This is a genomic window from Polaromonas sp. P1_E12 (genome assembly GCF_056405975.1).
This window is the reverse complement of the sequence record NZ_JBFUBB010000001.1, coordinates 536,699-552,762: the sequence shown is the minus strand read 5'-3', so window position 1 is coordinate 552,762 and position 16,064 is coordinate 536,699. Positions and strand designations below refer to the sequence as shown.

At 57.8% G+C, this 16,064-nt stretch carries 24 protein-coding genes; 5 read left to right on the top strand and 19 right to left on the bottom strand.

The window, feature by feature from the left end; genetic code table 11:
* Positions 1-64 precede the first annotated feature (64 nt).
* On the top strand, positions 65-1,144 hold the full coding sequence (locus AC1D13_RS02775; RefSeq protein WP_477688901.1) for a PLP-dependent cysteine synthase family protein: 1,080 nt from the start codon (positions 65-67) through the stop codon (positions 1,142-1,144).
* A 14-nt stretch (positions 1,145-1,158) separates the two neighbouring features.
* Positions 1,159-2,247, top strand: a complete 1,089-nt coding sequence (locus AC1D13_RS02770) for a lipocalin-like domain-containing protein (protein ID WP_477688900.1) — start codon at positions 1,159-1,161, stop codon at positions 2,245-2,247.
* Positions 2,248-2,295: 48 nt separating this feature from the next.
* Here the strand turns inward: AC1D13_RS02770 and AC1D13_RS02765 are convergent, their stop codons facing one another.
* Complete coding sequence (locus tag AC1D13_RS02765) at positions 2,296-2,538, bottom strand: hypothetical protein (protein WP_457278989.1); 243 nt, start codon at positions 2,536-2,538, stop codon at positions 2,296-2,298.
* A gap of 168 nt (positions 2,539-2,706) precedes the next feature.
* Between AC1D13_RS02765 and AC1D13_RS02760 the strand changes: the two genes are divergently transcribed.
* The 3 genes from AC1D13_RS02760 (at position 2,707) to AC1D13_RS02750 (ending at position 4,751) form a co-directional block, all read left to right on the top strand.
* Positions 2,707-3,618 carry a LysR family transcriptional regulator gene (locus AC1D13_RS02760; RefSeq protein ID WP_477688899.1) on the top strand — a complete coding sequence of 304 codons (912 nt, stop codon included), beginning with the start codon at positions 2,707-2,709 and terminating at the stop codon, positions 3,616-3,618.
* Between the two features lie 64 nt (positions 3,619-3,682).
* Positions 3,683-3,976 (top strand): YciI family protein, encoded by a 294-nt coding sequence (locus AC1D13_RS02755; protein WP_477667505.1) that lies wholly within the window; start codon positions 3,683-3,685, stop codon positions 3,974-3,976.
* A gap of 163 nt (positions 3,977-4,139) precedes the next feature.
* A complete protein-coding gene (locus AC1D13_RS02750) occupies positions 4,140-4,751 on the top strand; it encodes a hypothetical protein (protein ID WP_457278992.1) in 612 nt (203 codons plus the stop codon).
* 33 nt (positions 4,752-4,784) lie between these two features.
* Here AC1D13_RS02750 and AC1D13_RS02745 read toward each other — a convergent pair whose 3' ends face one another.
* From AC1D13_RS02745 to AC1D13_RS02660, 18 genes are all read right to left on the bottom strand, one after another.
* Entirely contained in the window at positions 4,785-5,486 is a 702-nt protein-coding gene (locus AC1D13_RS02745) for a hypothetical protein (RefSeq protein WP_457278993.1), read from the bottom strand.
* Positions 5,487-5,533: 47 nt separating this feature from the next.
* A complete protein-coding gene (locus AC1D13_RS02740) occupies positions 5,534-5,734 on the bottom strand; it encodes a hypothetical protein (RefSeq protein ID WP_457278994.1) in 201 nt (66 codons plus the stop codon).
* Positions 5,735-5,773: 39 nt separating this feature from the next.
* Complete coding sequence (locus AC1D13_RS02735; protein ID WP_477667507.1) at positions 5,774-6,346, bottom strand: hypothetical protein; 573 nt, start codon at positions 6,344-6,346, stop codon at positions 5,774-5,776.
* A gap of 36 nt (positions 6,347-6,382) precedes the next feature.
* Positions 6,383-6,820, bottom strand: a complete 438-nt coding sequence (locus AC1D13_RS02730) for a hypothetical protein (protein ID WP_477688898.1) — start codon at positions 6,818-6,820, stop codon at positions 6,383-6,385.
* A gap of 96 nt (positions 6,821-6,916) precedes the next feature.
* Positions 6,917-7,360: a DUF4826 family protein gene (locus AC1D13_RS02725; protein WP_477688897.1), complete on the bottom strand. Its 444-nt coding sequence runs from the start codon at positions 7,358-7,360 to the stop codon at positions 6,917-6,919.
* A gap of 131 nt (positions 7,361-7,491) precedes the next feature.
* Positions 7,492-8,070: a pyridoxine/pyridoxamine 5'-phosphate oxidase gene (locus AC1D13_RS02720; RefSeq protein ID WP_477688896.1), complete on the bottom strand. Its 579-nt coding sequence runs from the start codon at positions 8,068-8,070 to the stop codon at positions 7,492-7,494.
* Between the two features lie 104 nt (positions 8,071-8,174).
* Positions 8,175-9,023: a DUF1444 domain-containing protein gene (locus AC1D13_RS02715; protein ID WP_477688895.1), complete on the bottom strand. Its 849-nt coding sequence runs from the start codon at positions 9,021-9,023 to the stop codon at positions 8,175-8,177.
* Between the two features lie 123 nt (positions 9,024-9,146).
* Complete coding sequence (locus AC1D13_RS02710; RefSeq protein WP_477688894.1) at positions 9,147-9,491, bottom strand: hypothetical protein; 345 nt, start codon at positions 9,489-9,491, stop codon at positions 9,147-9,149.
* Positions 9,492-10,004: 513 nt separating this feature from the next.
* On the bottom strand, positions 10,005-10,592 hold the full coding sequence (locus tag AC1D13_RS02705; protein ID WP_477688893.1) for a hypothetical protein: 588 nt from the start codon (positions 10,590-10,592) through the stop codon (positions 10,005-10,007).
* Positions 10,593-10,642: 50 nt separating this feature from the next.
* Positions 10,643-11,143, bottom strand: a complete 501-nt coding sequence (locus tag AC1D13_RS02700) for a hypothetical protein (protein WP_477688892.1) — start codon at positions 11,141-11,143, stop codon at positions 10,643-10,645.
* Positions 11,144-11,181: 38 nt separating this feature from the next.
* Positions 11,182-11,433, bottom strand: coding sequence for a hypothetical protein (locus AC1D13_RS02695; RefSeq protein ID WP_477688891.1), 252 nt, complete (start codon positions 11,431-11,433; stop codon positions 11,182-11,184).
* A gap of 92 nt (positions 11,434-11,525) precedes the next feature.
* A complete protein-coding gene (locus AC1D13_RS02690) occupies positions 11,526-11,789 on the bottom strand; it encodes a hypothetical protein (protein WP_477688890.1) in 264 nt (87 codons plus the stop codon).
* A gap of 125 nt (positions 11,790-11,914) precedes the next feature.
* Positions 11,915-12,124 (bottom strand): hypothetical protein, encoded by a 210-nt coding sequence (locus AC1D13_RS02685; protein WP_477688889.1) that lies wholly within the window; start codon positions 12,122-12,124, stop codon positions 11,915-11,917.
* Positions 12,125-12,284: 160 nt separating this feature from the next.
* Positions 12,285-12,596: a hypothetical protein gene (locus AC1D13_RS02680; RefSeq protein WP_477688888.1), complete on the bottom strand. Its 312-nt coding sequence runs from the start codon at positions 12,594-12,596 to the stop codon at positions 12,285-12,287.
* A gap of 258 nt (positions 12,597-12,854) precedes the next feature.
* On the bottom strand, positions 12,855-13,676 hold the full coding sequence (locus AC1D13_RS02675) for a DUF4261 domain-containing protein (protein ID WP_477667516.1): 822 nt from the start codon (positions 13,674-13,676) through the stop codon (positions 12,855-12,857).
* A gap of 165 nt (positions 13,677-13,841) precedes the next feature.
* Positions 13,842-14,234: a hypothetical protein gene (locus tag AC1D13_RS02670; protein ID WP_477688887.1), complete on the bottom strand. Its 393-nt coding sequence runs from the start codon at positions 14,232-14,234 to the stop codon at positions 13,842-13,844.
* Between the two features lie 113 nt (positions 14,235-14,347).
* Complete coding sequence (locus AC1D13_RS02665; protein ID WP_477688886.1) at positions 14,348-15,031, bottom strand: hypothetical protein; 684 nt, start codon at positions 15,029-15,031, stop codon at positions 14,348-14,350.
* Between the two features lie 85 nt (positions 15,032-15,116).
* The gene (locus tag AC1D13_RS02660; RefSeq protein WP_457279007.1) at positions 15,117-15,659 is read right to left on the bottom strand and encodes a hypothetical protein; all 543 of its coding nucleotides are present in this window, start codon (positions 15,657-15,659) and stop codon (positions 15,117-15,119) included.
* Positions 15,660-16,064: the final 405 nt, after the last annotated feature.

The window sequence follows — 16,064 nt, the reverse complement described above, 5'->3', positions numbered from 1 at the left end:
TGCGCCGGACCGGCGAGCGGGCAAGACGTTTTACGCCAACAGGTCTTGCTGCGAGAATCAGGCAATGACTTCCCTCCAGACCTCCAGCAGTTCCTGGCTCAGCGCCGCCATCGCCCGCATTGAAGCCGACTACCTGCGCAGTGCCGACACCCACCTGATCCCGCTGCCGCTGCCGGCATTCGCTGCGCGCGGCATTGATTTTTACCTTAAAGACGAATCCACCCATCCCACCGGCAGCCTCAAGCACCGGCTGGCACGCTCATTGTTCTTGTACGCGTTGTGCAACGGGTTGATCCACGAAAGCTCCACCATCGTCGAAGCGTCCAGTGGCTCCACCGCTGTCAGCGAAGCCTACTTCGCGCGGCTGCTGGGCCTGCCCTTCATCGCCGTGATGCCGCGCAGCACCTCGCCCGAGAAGGTGGCACAGATTGAGTTCTATGGCGGGCGCTGCCACTGGGTGGAAAGCGCGGTGCAGGTGTACGACGAAGCGCGCAAAGTGGCGCTTGAAACCGGCGGCCACTACATGGACCAGTTCACCTATGCCGAGCGCGCCACCGATTGGCGCGGCAACAACAACATCGCCGAAAGCATGTTCAGCCAGATGGCCCGCGAGCGGCACCCGGTGCCGCGCTGGATTGTGGTGGGTGCCGGCACGGGCGGCACTAGCGCCACCATAGGGCGTTACGTGCGCTACCAGCGTTACGGCAGCCAGCTGTGTGTGGCCGACCCGGTGGGTTCGGTTTTCAGCGCCTACCACCGTACCGGCGATGCCGGCCTCACCGGTGCAGGCTCGCGTATCGAAGGCATTGGCCGCCCACGCGTGGAAGCCAGCTTTATCCGCACAGTGATAGACCGCATGGTGGAAGTGGCCGACGTGGATTCGCTGGCCGCCATGCAGGCCTTGTCGCAGCTGCTGGGCCGCAGGGTCGGGCCTTCGACCGGCACCAACCTGGTGGGCATGCTTACGCTGGCGCATGAGATGCTGGCGCGCGGCGAACAGGGCTCTATCCTGTCGCTGCTGTGCGACTCCGGCGAGCGCTACCTGCCCACGTACTACAACGCCAACTGGGTCGCTGAAAAAGTGGGCGACTGCACGGCAGCGAACGAGCAGATCAACCGCTTGATGCGGCCGGTGCGGGCCTGAAACCCGGAACCCGCATGCGCCAGCCACTTTTGCCCGCCGGTTTGCCAAGGCGCCAGCTGTTGCTGGGCGGCGCGGCGGGCCTGGCGAGCCTGGCTGGCCTGGAAGCCCACGCCCTGCCCGCCAAAACACTGGCGTTCCCGCGCGACCGCGGCGCCCACCCCGGCTTTCGCAACGAGTGGTGGTACATCACCGGCCAGGCCACGGCCGCGGATAGTCGCCTCTTCGGCTTTCAGCTGACCTTTTTCCGTTCACGCGTGGACGATACGCAGGGCATGTCGTCAAAATTCGCCGCAAGGCAGCTGGTTTTTGCGCATGCCGCCATCACCGATGTGCAGGGCAACAAACTCTGGCACGACCAGCGCATCGCACGGGAAGGTTTTGGCGTTGCAATGGCCAGCGAACAGGACATGGCCGTCAAACTGCGCGACTGGTCCCTGAAAGCCGAGGGCGCAAGGTACACCGCAGAGCTGCCGGCCAGCGACTTTGCGCTCAAGCTGCAGTTTGAAGAAACGCAAGGCGTGCTGCTGCAAGGCAACAAGGGCCTGTCGCGCAAAGGGCCTGACGAAAAACAGGCTAGTTACTACTACAGCCAGCCGCAGCTTGCTGCGCGCGGCACCCTGCAAGTCAAAGGAAAAAACTTTGCCGTTACCGGAACAGCCTGGCTGGACCACGAGTGGAGCGAAGAGATCCTGCATTCAGACGCCACGGGCTGGGACTGGATAGGCATGAACCTGCTGGACGGCAGTGCCCTCACCGCTTTCAGGCTGCGGGGCAAAGACGGCAACACGCTGTGGGATGGGGGCTCGTTCCGCTCAACCAAAGGAGGGCTGTACACCTTCAGCCGCGGCGAGGTGATTTTTAAACCCGTGCGCTATTGGAAAAGCCCACTGACGCAAGCGACTTATCCCGTGGAATGGATAGTGCGGACACCGGCCGATTTTTATACCGTGCGCGCCGTCATCGACAACCAGGAGCTGGACAGCCGCCAGTCGACAGGTGCGATTTATTGGGAAGGCTTGAGCGAGCTGATCGACAACAACGGCAAGCGCGTGGGGATGGGGTACCTGGAGATGACGGGGTATGCGCAGCGCCTGAAGATGTAGCGCCCCAGGCCGGCGCCGGCCGCAGTTGCGACGCAGCGCCCAGAGGGATCAATAGTCGGCGCGGATCAGGCGCTGGGCACGAGGGCTCATGTTGCGGCGGATATTTGCCGTCAGCCATGGGTAGGGCTGGCCAGGCGCAGCGGCGACAGACGGTGCACCGGGCAGCAGAAATTGCGCAGCATCCATCACCTTGCGCAGCAAGGAAGACAACGAGGAAGAAGCCTGCAACGAACGGCCGCCGACAGAGGCGTTGGCGGAAGCGGGCTCAGTGAAAAATGCGGTGCGTGTCATGGAAGGTCCTTTCGAAGTGACGTGAGCGGCAACGATTGCCGAAACAGAGGTCATGACGAGAATATAGGGTTTACGAGTATAAAAGTAAAACGACTTATATTGCGTTTGAATGCAGAAAAATTGCATTTAGAGCACGGCCTCTAAGGCCGGACAAATGGGAGACACGCCATGGATATCAACCTCGCCCGCACCTTCCTCGAAATCGTGTCCTGCCACAGCTTTGTCCAGGCCGCAGAACGGCTGCATGTCACCCAGACCGCGGTCAGCGCTCGTGTGAAAACGCTGGAAGAACTGCTGGGACGCACGCTCTTCGTCAGGAACAAGGCCGGCGCATCGCTCACGCCCGCAGGCGAGCAGTTTGTACGGCACGCCATGACGCTGGTGCAAGTCTGGGAGCGCGCCCGCCATCAGATGGCCGTGCCACCCGGTCGCCGCGCGCTGGTGACCGTTGGCTGTGAAATCAGCCTCTGGCAACCGCTGATGCTCGACTGGCTGTTCTGGATGCGAAAAAACGCACCCGATCTGGCGCTTCGCACCGAGGTGGGCGTTGCAGAAGACCTGCTGGAACGCGTGGCCCACGGAACCCTGGACATCGTCATTGCCTATGCACCGCGGCAGCGCCCCGGCCTCAGGATCGAACTGCTGATCGAAGAAAAGCTGGTGCTGGTCACCACCTCGCCCAGGCTCGAGATGCCGCAGCCCGCCGACTACGTCTACGTGGACTGGGGGCGCGAATTCTCGGCACAGCACAGCCTGGCGTTCCCGGAGCTTTCCAGTGTCGGGGTCTCCTCCAGCTTGGGGCCGTTGGGGCTGGAGTACCTGCTTGCGGTGGGCGGTGCCGGTTATTTCCGGCAAAACGTGGTGCGCAACCACATCAAGGAAGGCCGCCTGTTTCGCGTGCCAGGCAAGCCGGAGTTTTTGTACCCCGCTTATGCCGTCTACGCAGCCAACGCAGACATGAAAGTACTGGAACCCGCCCTGGCAGGCTTAAGGCAAGCCGCGGCGGGAAGCCAGGGCGGCAAGGTGCGCACTGTCAAGCCGGCAAAGGCTCCCGGCAAGGGCAAACAACCCTCATCGTGATACATCACAGCCCCAAGTCCCTCATCTTCACCACTTCATTCATCACTTCAATCAGGATGGCCCAATGCGCTGGATAGCCCTATTTGACGACACACCTGCCATGCTGGCGATCCGGCAGGAGCGTGAACCCCTTCATCTTGCCTACCTTCGGCAACACCAGGACGAAATCCTCATCGCAGGCGGTTTGCGTGAAACGCCCGGCGACAGCTTTGTAGGGGGCCTCTGGGTCATGGAGGTTGCGTCCAGGGCGCGTGCCGCGGAGCTGGTCGAGAACGACCCCTACTACGTGCCGGCTCATCGCAGCTACCGGCTGCTGGCCTGGGGCAAGGCATTGGCTGACAGGCAGGTGATTTTGTAAGCAAACCCCAACATCGTCGCACCCATGTCACCGTTCAGCGATAGAAAGGGACCAAGAGCAAGGGGTGTTCCGTGACGCAAGCGCGGGAAAAGGCTGCGTGACTACACTCGACCCGTGCTGGTAAGCCTCTTGCCAGCCTTTTCCTCATGCAACCGGAACTGAAATGGACTTTTTTCTCCTGGTGACCTTTGTCGCCATCGGCACCTACCTCCTGAAAGCCAGGGAAGAACGCCAACGCATAGCGCTGCTGGGCAGCCATCTGGGCAATTACCAGATTGAAAAACTCATGGAAACGCTGGCTGACGGTTACCTGCGGGCACTCGGCGAAAAAGAGCCCGAGCGGCGCGAACAGGTCTGGCAACAATTGGCCAACTCTGAAGCGCAGCTGGCCGTGCAGTTCAGCAAATTTGCGACAGAGTTTGCCAGGGTGCCTGAACCCGAGGCCCGCGTCAGCCGGCTGCCCATCAGTTTTCCCTTTGCGACCCTGATCCTGCCGGCCATGAGCTTCGACATGCGCATTGCCCTGGCGATCCACGCCGCCGGTATTGCGCGCGTGGCCCAAAATACCGCCGGGCTCAGCCCCAAGGCCAAGGCCTTCACGATGTCGGCCGAACTCTTCCTGATGCAGCACACCTGCCACTGGTTTTGCAAATCAAAGGCCATCGCCTCGGCCCGCGTGCTGGTGCGGCACAAGACACCCCATGCGCAGCTGGTGGATTCGGTGTCGCCGGAGACGCGTGAGGCTTATAGCGTGCTGATCGGCGGCGGCAGATAAATAAGCGTGTGAGGCACTTTCACGCGCGACGCCTCACGGCCTTGCAACCATTGCTTTCACTTCCTCGCTGAGGCGAAGAACTTCCGGGCTTGTTGTCACCCCGACTGATATCGCGTCCAGGCCATCGACCATCGTGCATTTGAAAGTCGCATCCGCCTGTTTGTTGCATTCCATGACACCACGAGACTTGCCATCCACCTTGAAACGCGCAGGATGAAAGATGTAGGTGAGATCCGAGGGATCTTTTGAATAGACAGTGCGATCCAAAAGATCGTCCGGAAACTTCTTCTCGGTCATTTCCCTGATGAGATAGGCCATCCGGGCCCCAAGTTGCGGCATCGCCTGTTTGGTTTCCCTGTTGTGCGCGCCGTGCAGGCCAATCATGGTTTTCGCCAGAGGAGCGCCGTCGCTGTAGTAGCGGTGGACCCCTCCGAGAAAAACAAGGCCGCATGCGGACTCGCATTTTCCTGAGACTGCAGTGTCGAGGCCTGCATCCCGAATACGCCTTGCAAGTTCTTGCCCGTTCCAGAGATCGCCCCCGGGGCTGTTGTGCAGCAAAACGAGCTTCACTTGATTCGTGGCAAGCTGGTCCTTGAGCTGGGCAACGTCACCGCCAACAACCGGTCCGGACATGATCAGCGTTTCCCCAATGAGATTGAATTCCATGGCCAGGGCCGGCGTGACGGCGAGCTGGAACGCGACCAGGACGAGCCATCTTCTATGGTGAAACGGCATTTGTGGCGCCTTAAAGGTTTGCCAAGCCACTCAGCGACAGGCAAACACTATTCATCAAGGAAATCACCTCGGTAAAAGCTCCAGGCAGTTCCGTCGTGAAGATAGAAGTACCCATCAGCGCAGAAATCTTTACCGGGGAAAAATTCGCGATACGCCTTGGGGACGATCCGTGACAGCTGCGCGTCCGTGAGGTCGTCGAATTGCTCGGGCGTAATCGGTTGGCCGACTCTGAGTTTGGGAGATTCCATGGGTGAGCTGGATAGTTGGAGGTGTATGGATGATGAGCGTCATTGTGCGGTGAAATCCTGCCCTTGGCTCTGGCGCAGAAGGTGCGGAAACCTCGGAAGCAGAAAATCGACCCAAAGATCTAGGTCAGCCACCGCGTAATACGGCAGCCAGACATCGACATCCGGCTTCCAGGCGTCAGGATTCACTGTCTGAAGATCAGCGATTCTCTTGCGCCACATCTCGCCCTGATAGCCCGGAAGTTTTGCCCATTCGTGTACTGGATCCGATGCCGCGGGCTCTGGAATGCGTTTGGCCAGCTCCGCTGCGATGGAAAAACCGAGCTCTATATCGGCTGCACTCAGAGTACGCAGCACGCGGGCATTTGGCCCACCGCAGAGTGACGATTCCGCAGACTCCTGATGAACCAGATTCAGTGTGAACGAACTTCCCGAGAGTTGACCTCCCCAGGAATTGACCTGAAACCACAGACACCAATAACCCGGCCCGGCAGGTCGAATAAACGCACAGGAGTAACCGGGCCGCCGCTTCCAGCCGTTCGCCGTAAACCATGGACTGAGCGCGCGCCTCAGCGCAGCGTGTACGACCTTGCTGGTTGCATAAATGGTCATCATGACGCCTGACGTTTGAGATAAGAAGGCCAGGCGGCTTCAGGAGAGCCATTGAATGGCCAGCATCACAAAGAGCAATAACCAGACCGTTGAGCTCAATACAGCTGTAAGCCAGTTTGTCCATTTAATGCGCCCTGGGTACATGCGGCCCAGAACGACAGGGCTTGACGCTGCATCGTAGAGCGACCAGCCACCTATGGCGGTAAAAACGGCCAGGGCCCACAGGCTTCCCTTTGATGCCGAACTGAAAGAAACCGCCGCAATGGTTGTGGCCAGGACGAACCAGACAACGCTGATCCAGAGGAATCCTCTGGCCATGTCACCTTTTTCCGCCGGCGCCATCGAAGGCTCGACTTTCTCTACAGCTGCGAGCAATTCCGGCAAGGGTTGCCTGGAACGCAGCGACGCAAGAAGCAATACGGCCTGGACACCAGACCACGCGAGAAAAATGAACAGGGCTTGAGTTGTTGATGGCATATGCGAAGAACTTAAGGTTTGTGTGCCCACCCGAAGCAAGGCTCAGGCCTGTGATGCGAGAAGACCGAGGTCACTAGAGAAAAAATTTCTAGCGCGTTAAAGCTCATCGTCTTCCCATACCGCTGGGTCATCGGCCCATTCCAGCAGTAACCCGGCCCTCGATGCGAGCATGGGGGCGAGTTCTTCCATGTTCTCTCCCGTACCAATGACAAACGTTGGGTGCCGCTCTCCACGCGCCATGCATCGAGCCGCGTCCTGCCAGAGAGAAGCGATGGCATGCACCGCTTCCCGTGGAGTTCCAGCCTTGCTTGAGGAAACATAGTCGTTCGGCATATCGCCAGAGATAGCCCACCAGCCCACCGAACCAGGGCTCTCAAGGCTTTCGACGGTCCAAACTGAGACATAGGGGGCAAGGTGCCACACAGGCTCAACGCCGATCCGGCCATGCACCAGGCCTTCTCGCTGCAAGTATTCGGATACTTCAGCACGGCGCTCTGCACACCACTGGGCTTCAACTTCGGGGTTGTCGTAATCGGGCATTTTTAAGGCCTAACATTTGGGCTGAGTGGACTGTAGCAGCAGGCCGCGCGGAACCGGAACTAACAGCACGGTGTCACGTGGCCTGCTGTTGTGGGTCCGCTCAGATGATGGGTTACTCCCGGCGAGACACCCTAAGGTTGCAGGAAAGCCTGCTCCCATCGGGGACCAATGCGGGAATAGGTCGTGCGCGCATGCAGGCGGCTCTCTTTGAACTCCAGGAATTCAATATGCTCGGCCCGAAGCCTGAATCCGCCCCAGTTCGCGGGGCGAGGGATTGGCTTGCCATCGTACGCAGCTACGGCGCGTCCGTATTGATCCGAAAGCGACTCGAGGCTTGCAAGCGGGCGGCTCTGCTGAAATGTCGCTGTGGCAATTTGGGCATCCCGCAGACGGCCAGCCCAATGTACTTCGGCCTCCTGTTCCGGTATTACCGTACAAACGCCTTTGATGCGTACTTGCGTGGCGATATGCTCCCACCACAGCGTAATGCCGGTCTTGGGGTTGCGAGCGATGTCCAGGGCCTTGCCTGAGTCAAGGTGCGTGCAGAAGACGAAACCCGTCTCTTCCGCTTCCTTCAAATCGACAAATCGCGAACTGGGGTATCCATCCGCATCGATGGTGGAAACACAAACAGCATTCCTGTGTTTTGACGATCCACGGCTCCTGGCGTCGAGCCATACGGTTTTGAAACGCTCAATGGGACTGCGCATATTTTCTCTTGACGTCTAAGGTTTGAGATGAGCGGCTCCACCCGGCATGCCGGGGTGCGCCCTCTTGATAGAAGGGTCAGGCATTGATGCGGCCACCTTGGCGCTCACTGTGCGGGCATCCATCGCTCAGCGGTCCATTTGAGTACGGTGGTTGGCGAAAGAGGATTGGATGATTTTGCAGCGGTGTCTTTTGAGAGCGCCCGAAGTGCATCTATTGCTGACGGAGTAGATTCCGATATGTACAAGACCATATCCGTTGTTGGAAGAGCTATAACAAGGAGACCTTGCTGAGCATTTGCAAGAGGTGCCCACTGAGAAAGAATGGCGACGCGGCCGACTTCATACACGCTACCTGTAATAGCGCCAATCTGTCCGCTTCCGACGGGCTTCGCACTGTCAGCGAGAGGCTTCAGTGTGGCTTGCAGATTCTCACCACCAAGCTCAAACAGCTGATTCTGTGACATGTTGAGCTTTCTCAGGTCGCGATCGTCAAGCGGTCTCATCGCGCGCGGCGTATCGAGCACGGCTACCGATACCAGCCCTTCAACGAGTGGCTTCGTTTGAAGCGTCGGGCCATCACTACTCAACGATTCCTGCGCTCGCTTGATATATTCGCTTGACCGGACAACGAGGCGCACTGAGCTTCTGTCTACCGGCGCATTCTGTTGTTTTAGCACTTGCGCCACACCCTTGGCATACCGATCAATTTCGGATGCGCAACCAGAATTATTAGAGCGGCAAAAACCGAAAACTCTGTCTAGATTGGCCTGCAATGCGCCAACCGACAGTGTAAATGGCCCCTTTATTGCGACGGGCGTGTCGCCAACCTCGCGCCGTACTGCTTGTGCAGCAAATTCAGTAAATGTCTGTTCCTCCATTGGTATGGCTTGGGCTGCGGCTTCAACTGACAAGAAGGCCAACAAACTTGCCGACACTGCACATGCTTTCTTCAAAACTAACTCCCTTGCTAAATGGTGACGCTGAAAGACGCCGAACGTTCTACATGAGCTGTTAGGCTGTAGAGCGAAGGCAATATGCCGCCAAGAAAATCGAAAGCCTGGTCACGGCGTGGCTCTTCACGTCACATTGGCGCCTGATTTCACAAACAAACCTGCAGCGCCGCTGGCCGTCATGAACGCAAAGATTGGCCAAAGTACTCCTTGGCCTACAGATTCAGAAACGACAAGCGCGAGGCCGGCAGCACTGACGCCCAGGCCAATGCATAAAACGAAGCCGTACCGCCGCATTCTGAAGACGCCGATGGAGGCGATGAGGCAGCCCACTCCGAACGCAACGATGGCAGATAGCATTCCAAAGAACATGGGTGAGTTGGGTTCGGCCTGGATGATAGCCGCGCTCCCTACAAGGACCAGCAGTACTCCAGAGAGTGCCAGGAGTGCGGCGAATAGCTTTGCAAGCATGAGGCAGGGAAGAAAGAGCCTAACGTGAAGATGACCGGACCATCAAAACTGGGGGCGAAGCCGCCTCCTGCAGTTGTGGATCCGTGTCGATTGACATGTTATGCATAAGTCACCATAAGTCACTTCTCCGCTCGTTTCGGCTTTAGCGCCCAACCCGTCGCAATCAGGATGAGGCCAAATGCCAGCAAACCCCACACGAGCATACTCGACTCCCTGGTGGGAACGACACGCATGTAGCGCGGAGTCGAAGCGCCAGACCAGAGAACTTGAAGCCAAAGAAAAAGGTCAACTGGCAGCAGATCGCCAACCCCCAAAAGCAGCAGTAAGGCAATGACTACGACAGAGTAGCTAACGCACCGAAGCCAGGTCGAAGCTCTCATGCCATTTCGGTTCGCATGCCTACGCTGCGAATTGATGCTGGACAACGTTGGAGCTGACCGGACGGCAATACTCGCGGCGAATCGGCCTTCTGCAGTTGTGGGTCCGCATCGAGCGACATGTTGGATTTCGCCGTCACTGCCCTGCCTCCTGGCTGAAGTGCGGACGAATCAATATGGAAATAACTTGAGCGATAGTCCAAGCCGCCGCATATGCAACGCACGTCAACAGAAACACCGGACTCAACTCGAAGGACATGAACAATGCGCCGGTTGCAGCGGCGGCGAGTGCACCCACTGTCACCGAACCAATGCATCGAACGAACAGCAATCGGCCACTGATTGACTTGGCCGAGCCCGGCAAGAGAACAAGTGTGGGCCCCAAGCATGCCGCCAGTGCCACCCACAAAAATTCGTATTGAAGCGTGAATACGACCCCGATGATTGCCACAGAAGGCACGATACCCGCGGCGATGAGAATCGAGTTCCGAAGGCTAAGCCTCATCTTTTGAGTCTTTGATATCTCGAAACCGGCAACACGAGCAGTGACTTTCGTTAAGAGGAACATGGAAACACCAAACAGGACGCCACCAATCAAAAATAGGCCCGTCACCAGCAGAAGCGTAAGGACTGGATTCGAACCGCCTCGAAAATCATAAAGAAAGAAGGCCGACATGGCCAAGCCCCATGCGAGTCCAAGCAAGATGAATCGCCAGATAGTCATGTGAGGCCTAACGCTTGAGCAAGGGGTTAGGCCGCATGCGGCGACGTGGCCTACGGCTTACCGGGGCAACCATCATTTAACGCGATTTCTTGATACTCGACCGCGTGTTCTTGGAGAAGCAGAACTATCTTCTTGACCTCAAGTAGGCGTGCGTCTTCCAGGCTGAATAGGAACAAGACGCCAGGCTCTTCTGGAAGGCCGCGAGGTGATGGCGACGTCTTGAACAGAATCTGGATGTAGTCGGGCAGGAATTGCTTGTCGTGATACCAGGACCCAGCCAGGGCGACTCCTTTCCGCGAACTGGCAGGGACAAGTTCGAGCAAGCAGCCTTTGACGACAGTGCTTTGTCCGACGGAAGTTAGTGTCAGCTTCGTGAGCCTTCCTGATTTGCCCTTCGAGAACCCGATCTGAACGCGCGTTGCCGCGTACCGGGGAGGCAGTTCGGGGATTGCTCCTCCCGAAGACAGCGAAAGTCGTCTGTCTTGATGGGCCGATACACCAGACGCTGCGATACAAAGGATGAGGGTGAGAGTGATGGTGAAGCGTTTCATGCGGCCTAACGTTTGACTTAAGCGGCGCCGCTAGGCGTCTACTTGGAGGAAGGGTTAGGCAGCATCGAATCGTGAATTTCTGCGACCGCCCGTAGTTCTCTCAGTTGCCCCAGCGCCTTGAGCGCCTCCATTTCTTGCTCCACAACAAAGGCAACGACTTCGCCATTCAGCACTCGATCGGTGGCGTCCTTAGCCTCGCTTAAAGACAGGCCCGCCCACTCTCGAAGTGCTTGGGTATGAGACACCTTGAGAAAACCGGGCTCCCATCCTGTTATTCGAATCAATGGCATGAGCGACGGCCTAACGTAAAAGTAACCGGCGCCCACTAGAGGTGGCCGCGCCAGCAGCCGGACGCCACTGGGCGTCCGCGTTGACTGACAAGTTATGCCTCATGTAGCCGTGCAACTAGTTTGTCCATGTCGAGGAATTCAATGTCTTCCCAAATACTCTCTTCAACTCGACGCCCCGGGGGAAACGCACGCAGACTCCAAGTGATAACACCTTGCACGAGCTTCGTACTCTTTCCTTCGAGCGCGACATCAGCTTTGTACACGATGCCAATGGGCTTGAATTCGTATTGAATGTCATAACCGAGTAGCTTGCCTGTATGGTGCAGGCGTTCACCTTTGATTGTGCGAATCGACATCTTGATAGATAGAGCTCAGTTCAATAAGGCATAACGTAGAGTTGTGCGGCGCGCCGCCGCGCTGCCTATGAATGAAGACGCTGGTGTTCGGCGCGTCCGCACCACCGCCATGTTAGGTGGCATTGTCATTCGCTCGGCTTGGTAAAACCTTTAAGCACTTGATCGGGTTCCGCCTCTACATCGTAGCGGCGTATACCCTCCTCATCATCTGCGGACCACCAATCTGGCGGCACCACAAACACCTTCAGCCGCGGGTATTTGGCCGTAATTTGGTCGGGTGAGTCTGCGGTGATGTATTGCCACACGCCACCGGTGCCGTAGTCGTAGATAGTCAAGAACGGCCGTCGCATTCGTGTCACCTAACGCTGGCGGTAACCGGCACGCACCGGGAGGCGAAGCCGACCTGAGCGCGTCCGGTTGACCAACTGGTTAGGCCGAACCGCTGGGGCTGGCCGCATTTGAAATCTCCGCGAACTCACAGGCACTACCTCTCGTCTACTGGCAGAACGACTGCGAAAACCAGTGCGCTTTGCAGCCCACCCAACCAACAACATAGAGCACCACCGGCCCTCCGATGAACCAGGCTAGCACAACGGCCCTTAGGGTCTCGACCTTTAGCGCAGCGGCGCCCGCGAGCATGATCACAGCGGAGAGCAGCGGGATGAGAACTAGAACTTCAGCTCCATTCTTCTGCAAGTCGCCCTGAAACCAGATGTGCCCTGTTACCCCGAGGAAGAAAAAACCCATAACCACGCATAGCGTCTTGAGTGCGCGGCTCGAAAGGAGATAGACGTGGCCCAGGGACATGTGTGCGGCCTAACGTAATGTATGCCGCAAAACCTGCGATATAACCTGGCGCTTGCAATCCAATCTGGACATTAAAACCTCCTGTAAGCCGCTTGCATGCTGGGATTCAAAGAGACACACTGTAATTTAATACAGGCATAAAAATTCTATGAAACCCCGCAATCCTCCACTGCAGTCTGCCCGCTTACTGGATCAGGTCCGGGAGCGGATTCGATATTTGCACTATAGCCTTGGCCCCCGGAGAACTACATGCGGTCCTCATTCCTTTGGATACATCACTCTGTAGACTGTGGCACCTTCCCGCCAGTAGGACGGTCCTTGGCGAACCCTGATGTTCAGCGCTGGTGAAGCACCTATCGTCTCCCCGTCTTTAATCACCGGTCCACTGCTGACGAGATACTGGGCCATGTTCATGAGCAGGGAGAAAACTTCCAGGCCATTCCGATTCACGTCCTTGGTCTCAATTTCCCGAAGGTCAAACTTCTCCATTCCTTGCGTGGACAGCGAGAACCCCTTCTCCAGATCGGTTGAGATACGGAAGTTGACCCAAAGCCAAACGGGCGGCCTCGCTCGACTGGCCTGCGCGCTCTGTTTCAGGAACGCCTCCCGGGACTGCAGGCTCGCGCCCCAATAGCTTGCGATGGCATTCTGGTCCATCAGCGTTGTCACCACGTCGGTCTGCAAGAGATAAGCGTCCAGCTGATCGAGATTCGTGTCCAGGATACTGACGTATACATGGGCTTGGTGCCGGGCAGTCTCTTCGCAGGCCCTCTTCCAGTACCAAGCGCCTTGGCACAAGTCGTCAATCTGGCCTTTTGGCAGAGGTGCATCGATGAGGCCAATCATCACCGTACCACCCCGCGATCGAAGAAGAATGATCTTTTGGCCGTCTGCTTCCATGTCATCAATCTTGACCCTTCCCTTGAGCCGCACCTCGAGCTGTGCACGAAAGGCCGCTGCATCGGGAAGCCTTGATTCAGCAAGAAGTACAAACGAGCCAGCCCGGACCTTGCTGGGCTCTGCAGCCGTGGCGAGTGTTGAGGTGATGACAAACGCAAGCAGGGCTAAAAGTGAACGCATGGTGTTGTGTGTGATGCTTTGCGCGTATTAAGCCTGTAGTCTGCGTCGGATAGCAAGAGTGGAATTGCCGTCACGTGCACGGTTTAACGCTTTAGAAGGACAGTGCTGACCGGTTTTCCGGTCGGCACCTCCCAACAGAAGGGTTCAGTGCCTCTTTTAAAGTACTCAAGGCACATCATGCGGATTGTATTTACCGGCGACAAGAAAGTAGAGAGCTATGGGCAAGCAGGCAATCCCGATAACCACTCCGATGGCACCGAACAAAGAGGTAACCAGGCTCATGGCGATCAGGCCAAGGCCTACGGTGAAGATTGCGACTGCCAGAACAACCCTGATCAACAGCGGCATAGGCCGCCAGTGGGATTCTTCGGCTTCATCCTGAGCTTCGGTTGACGGCCGCAGAAGGACTGAGCTGACGTATCCGGCAACAACGGCAGCGACTGCCATCTTGACGAATGGCCACACGGAGATGCCGGCTCTCAGATCGGTCTTGACGGTCGCGACGACATAAATTAGCCAGAAGGCCCAGCACGCACCGACGAGTAGAAGTTTTTGCATGGCCGGTGACGACTAAGGTTTGAGATACCCGGTACAACCCTGCTTGGCGAGGCGGCCAAGGCCAACAATGGCGGCTACACCATTGAATGGAGGGTTCCCGGCGCCGCGCCGGCTCATGTGGGCAGTCCGCATGCGGCGATAAACGCTTCCAGAAAGCCAACCATCGGCGTGCCGCGCTCGCGGTAGCGAGACAGCTTGCCGGATGCCCGGGCGGCAAAGTCAGGCGCATTTGCCGCCTTGGCGATGGCGAGGTCGGCATGGTAGTTTATGGGTGTCCATGTGGTGGGGCGGCGCAAGAACCGAAACGGGCAGTCGGCATCCGGTACGCGGTTAGCCCAATGGTCCAGCGCTTGCCAACTGTCGATCCCTGCCAGCAACGGCAGTGCATGCGCCAGTACAGAGGCAAGCTCAGCCGCGGCACGCTCTGCTGCCGGGCCGTTGTTCACCAGCATGGTGTATTGGTTTTCACCACCAGGCAGCACGCCCTTTAGGCTCAATGGCAGGTTGTGCGCGTCGGCCAATCGCTTGAGGTCGATCTCCAGATCGAAGCTCGCCATCGACGAGACAGCGGCTTTCATATGGGACGGATATTTGGGGCAGAGATTCAATGCGAACTCGAACGACCAACTCGGCACACGCCCGTAGAACTCAAGCTTGAACAGCTTGGTGGAGCTTGTGAACCAGCTGTGGCCACGGCCGCTCTTCCAGCCCTGAAGGGGTCCGAAGGTCGGTGTCAGCAAATTCCGCAGCGTGCTCGCCGCGAACTGGGGAGAAATGGGCTCGGCGATAAGACTCATGGGGTTGGGGTGGCTGTTTTGAGTAGCAGAAATACCGTGCCCCCGTTTGAGCTGCGCGGCCCCGGGCAAGACACAGCACTTCTGGTCAACTCGCTGCCACCTTACGGCCAAACCAGAAGCCAAGAACGCCCAACGCCACCGCGATCCAGCCGATGGTGTAGCCGCCGCTGTTGCCCTCGACAAGCCTGGCCTTGAACGCGGCTGTATCGCGGTACGCGATCACCTGGCGGCTTGGGGTGCTCAGGCTGAACACCGACTTTTCGTCCTTCGGATCGAACCTGACTGTCACGGTTTCACCACCCAGCCCGTCCAGCGAACGCTCAGAGTTCGGCTCGCCCACGCGCACAGTCTCGATGCCTGCGGAGGTTTGTATGTCCAGCTCCGCGTAACGGCTCGCAAGTACACCTTTTTTTGTCTTGCGCTCAACAACGCGGGCGCTCAGGGCTTTGCCGGTGGCAGTGCTCAATTCAGCCTCAGAAGGGACCTTGTGGCGCGACGGGCGCTTGCGGTCCTCCGCATACTCGGCACCGAGCCATACCAGGCCCCCAATGAACAGCACAAGTGAAATCTTTGTCAGGCTCAAAACCAATTCCCCCCAATATTTGAAGTACATCAGTGACGAACGCACGGGGTCCTTATCCAGTGCTCGCCGCTTGTCTCGCATGAATGCGAGGATCCCCATCCCAGGCGGGCCTCCGGTCGTGAGACCTGCGGCTTCATCAGTTCACCTGGGGAGGCAAATCACGGCGATTATCACCATGAGAATCGACCTCGCCAAGAACGCTTTGGAACCTATGGCGTGGATGCGACAGACAAGCACAGGCGTGCGCACGAGTCCGGTCGTCAGATAGGCCCCCTTCCCGCTCGAAATGCTATTGATTTAATAGCTGTTTGCGCCCGTCCACATTGGTCTGCAGCCAGTTTTCATGCATAAAAAGAGGTCAAAACCGCTCTTTGGAGGCCACTACAGGGTCTTTTGCGAGGTATGGCAGCGCCAGAATCAACTGTTTTTGGGTATTTTCATATACGAAAC